Here is a 3,352-nt window from a genome sequence, read left to right on the forward strand (position 1 = left end):
GCTGTGAATCAGGCTAAATGAATGTTAGCCGTGCTGACGCCTTCGCGAGCAGGCTCGCTCCCACAGTTGAAGTTTGTGGGGTCAGACAAAGACGATTTCATACGGCAAACGCATCCTTTCCAGCAATACCCGCGGTATCAGCGGCGCGATACCGATGGCCGGTTCTCCGTCCAGCTGGCTGGCGTAGGCATGGGTCGCATGGCTTTTACGTGCGACCGTCCACGTGTCCAGGCGCACCTTGCGGGCACGATGCCAGGGGATCAAGCCGTGATCGCGCGTCGGCCAGTGCCAGGCCCAGACCGGCACTTCGTTGAAATCGGCACCGGCGATGGTTGCGGCATTGGCACTGGCGCGGCCGACGGCGTCATGGTCACGGTTGCCATCCTGGGACCAGGTGCTGAACACCACGTCGCCGGGGCGCAGGTATCGGGCGATGAACTGCGTCAACTCCGGCTCATGCTCGGCCAGCGCGTTGTCGGTGAAGCCGCCGCGAATCCACTTCAGGCTGTGCATCGGCAACCCGAGCCGGCGCAAGGCTTCAACGCTTTCCTGCACACGAAACACGCTCAGGCGCTTCTCCGACCATTGTTGGGAGCCCGGATGACTGGCGCTGCCGTCCGTCACCGAAATCAACTGCAAGGGATGCCCCAAGGTGCTGAGCAACTGCAGCAGGCCGCCACAGGTCACGACTTCATCGCCGGGGTGCGGGGCGATCACCACCGCGCGCGCGCCAGGTGGCACCAGGGATTGAGTGTTGATAACCGGGACGTTATCCAGTTGCGGGGCGCTGTTCCAGATTTGCGCCGAGAGACTGTTGTCGAGGAGAGAGACCGGTTTCATGGTGACGTCCTTGTTCTTGTTGATAGCATTTCGCCGCGTCCCGAACCCTGGAATCGCCGCGAGCAGAGTATTGCTCATGTATCGCTATTCGTCGCCTTGATGTTCCCAACGGTACATTTTTTGTGTGCCTCTCTGTAGGAGCGAGCATGCTCGCGACAAACGTCCGGACGACGCAGGCATCCAGGCACCCCGCGTCATCGTTGACGTCCATCGCGAGCGAGCTCGCTCCTACAGGGGGGGGGCGTTCATTCCTCCTCTTCACGTTGCAACTCGAACAACAGCAACGAACGACCGGTAACCGAATATTCATGGCCGAACTCAAAACGTTCCTGGCCGCGAATCGACGGCTGGTTGGTGTCGATCATGCAGGTCCAGAAGCCGCCGTCGGGCACCTGCGGCAGGGTGAAATTGACGATGTCGTGGTAGGCGTTGACCACCAGCAACAGGGTTGCGTCGGCACCCTTGCGGCGGATGCCGGTTTCCTGGGCGCGACCGTCGAGCAACATGCCCAGGCAACGATTGTGCGCATCGTGCCAGTGCTCGGTGGTCATCTCGTTGCCATCGGCGGCGAGCCAGGTGACGTCCTTGACGCCGATGTCCTCGTTGTAATTGCCCACCAGAAAGCGACCGCGGCGCAGGATCGGATAGGCCAGACGCAACTTGATCAGGCGTTTGACGAACTTGAGCAAGGCCTTGCCGTCTTCGCTCAGGTTCCAGTTGACCCAGCCGATCTCGCTGTCCTGGCAATAGGCATTATTGTTACCGTCCTGTGTCCGGGCGAACTCGTCGCCGGCCACCAGCATTGGCGTGCCCTGGGCCAGCAGCAGCGTGGCGAAGAAGTTGCGCATCTGCCGATGACGCAACGCGTTGATCTCGGGATCGTCGGTAGGGCCTTCGACGCCGTGGTTCCATGACAGGTTGTTGTTGCTGCCGTCCTGATTGTTTTCGTCGTTGGCTTCGTTGTGCTTGTCGTTGTACGACACCAGATCATTGAGGGTGAAGCCGTCATGGGCGGTGACGAAGTTCACCGACGAGTAAGGACGCCGGCCCCGTTGATTGAACATCTCGCCGGAAGCGGTCATGCGACTGGCGAAGTCCGCCAGTTGTCCATCGTCGCCTTTCCAGAAGGCGCGCACGGTGTCGCGGAACTTGTCGTTCCACTCCACCCAACCCGGTGGAAAGTTGCCCACCTGATAGCCACCGGGGCCGCAGTCCCAAGGTTCGGCGATCAGCTTGACCTGACGCAGTACCGGGTCTTGCCGACAGGCTACGAGGAAACTGTGACGCTCGTCGAAGCCATCGTGATAGCGCCCGAGAATGGTCGCCAAGTCGAAGCGGAAACCGTCCACGTGCATTTCCGAGGCCCAGTAGCGCAGCGAGTCGGTGACCATTTGCAATACGCACGGGTGGCTCAGGTCCAGCGTATTGCCGGTGCCGGAATCGTTGATGTAAAAGCGTTTGTCCTCCGGCATCAGGCGATAGTACGAGGCGTTGTCGATGCCGCGCATGGACAGGGTCGGGCCTTGTTCGTTGCCCTCGGCGGTGTGGTTGTAGACCACGTCGAGGATCACTTCCAGATTGGCTTCGTGCAGGTGCGCGACCATTTCCTTGAACTCGGCGATCTTGCCGCTGGCCAGGTAACGCGGGTCGGGGGCGAAGAAGGCGATGCTGTTGTAGCCCCAGTAATTGGTCATGCCCTTGTGCAGCAGGTGCTGGTCATTGACGAAGGCGTGGATCGGCAGCAATTCCACGGTGGACACGCCCAGCTTGCGGATGTGTTCCAGCACCTCGTCGACCATCAATCCGGCGAAGGTACCGCGCAGGTTCTCGGGGACGGCGGGGTGACGCATGCTGTAGCCGCGCACGTGGGTCTCATAAATGATGGTCTTGTCCCATGGCACGCTGACGCGATGGTCATGGCCCCAGGTGTGCGCCGGATCGATGACCTTGCATTTGGGCACGAACGGCGCGCTGTCGCGCTTATCGAAACTGAGGTCGGCGTCTGGATGCCCGATGGTGTAGCCAAACAATGCCTCGGACCATTTCAACCGACCCACCAGTTGTTTGGCGTAGGGGTCGATCAGCAGCTTGTTGGGGTTGAAGCGATGTCCGTTGGCCGGGTCATACGGGCCATGCACGCGGTAGCCGTAGACCAGTCCCGGATGGGCGTCGGGCAAGTAGCCGTGGTAGATCTCGTCGGTATACTCCGGCAGCTCGATGCGTTCGAGTTCCACCTCTCCGGCATCGTCGAAAATGCACAGTTCGACCTTGGTGGCGTTGGCGGAAAACAGGGCGAAATTGACCCCCAGACCGTCCCAGGTCGCACCCAGCGGAAAGGGCAGGCCTTCACGAATGCGCGAGGGTTCGTGAGGGGCTGGCGGGTCTTTCTTTGGACGGGTCATGGGGGCTCCAGCAGTGAAGTACATGGGGGATCACTTGTGGGAGCGAGCCTGCTCGCGAAAGAAGTGGGTAATTCTCACGCTCAGTTTGCTGTGGATCAGCTTTCTCGATT

Annotated in this window: 2 protein-coding genes; both read right to left on the minus strand. The window is 60.6% G+C overall.

Going from position 1 to position 3,352, the window contains the following annotated elements; all coding sequences use genetic code 11:
• Positions 1-81 precede the first annotated feature (81 nt).
• On the minus strand, positions 82-840 hold the full coding sequence (locus ACSFE6_RS31240; RefSeq protein ID WP_435431223.1) for a PIG-L deacetylase family protein: 759 nt from the start codon (positions 838-840) through the stop codon (positions 82-84).
• Between the two features lie 245 nt (positions 841-1,085).
• Positions 1,086-3,242 carry a glycogen debranching protein GlgX gene (gene glgX, locus ACSFE6_RS31245; protein ID WP_435431222.1) on the minus strand — a complete coding sequence of 719 codons (2,157 nt, stop codon included), beginning with the start codon at positions 3,240-3,242 and terminating at the stop codon, positions 1,086-1,088.
• Positions 3,243-3,352 lie beyond the last annotated feature (110 nt).

It is taken from the genome of Pseudomonas baetica (assembly GCF_051216495.1).
GTDB lineage: Bacteria > Pseudomonadota > Gammaproteobacteria > Pseudomonadales > Pseudomonadaceae > Aquipseudomonas > Aquipseudomonas baetica_B.

What these genes read in the sequence shown, in the direction of transcription:
- ACSFE6_RS31240 (WP_435431223.1), bottom strand. Translation starts at nt 840, where the DNA reads ATGAAACCGGTCTCTCTCCTCGACAACAGTCTCTCGGCGCAAATCTGG.
- glgX (WP_435431222.1), bottom strand. Translation starts at nt 3,242, where the DNA reads ATGACCCGTCCAAAGAAAGACCCGCCAGCCCCTCACGAACCCTCGCGC.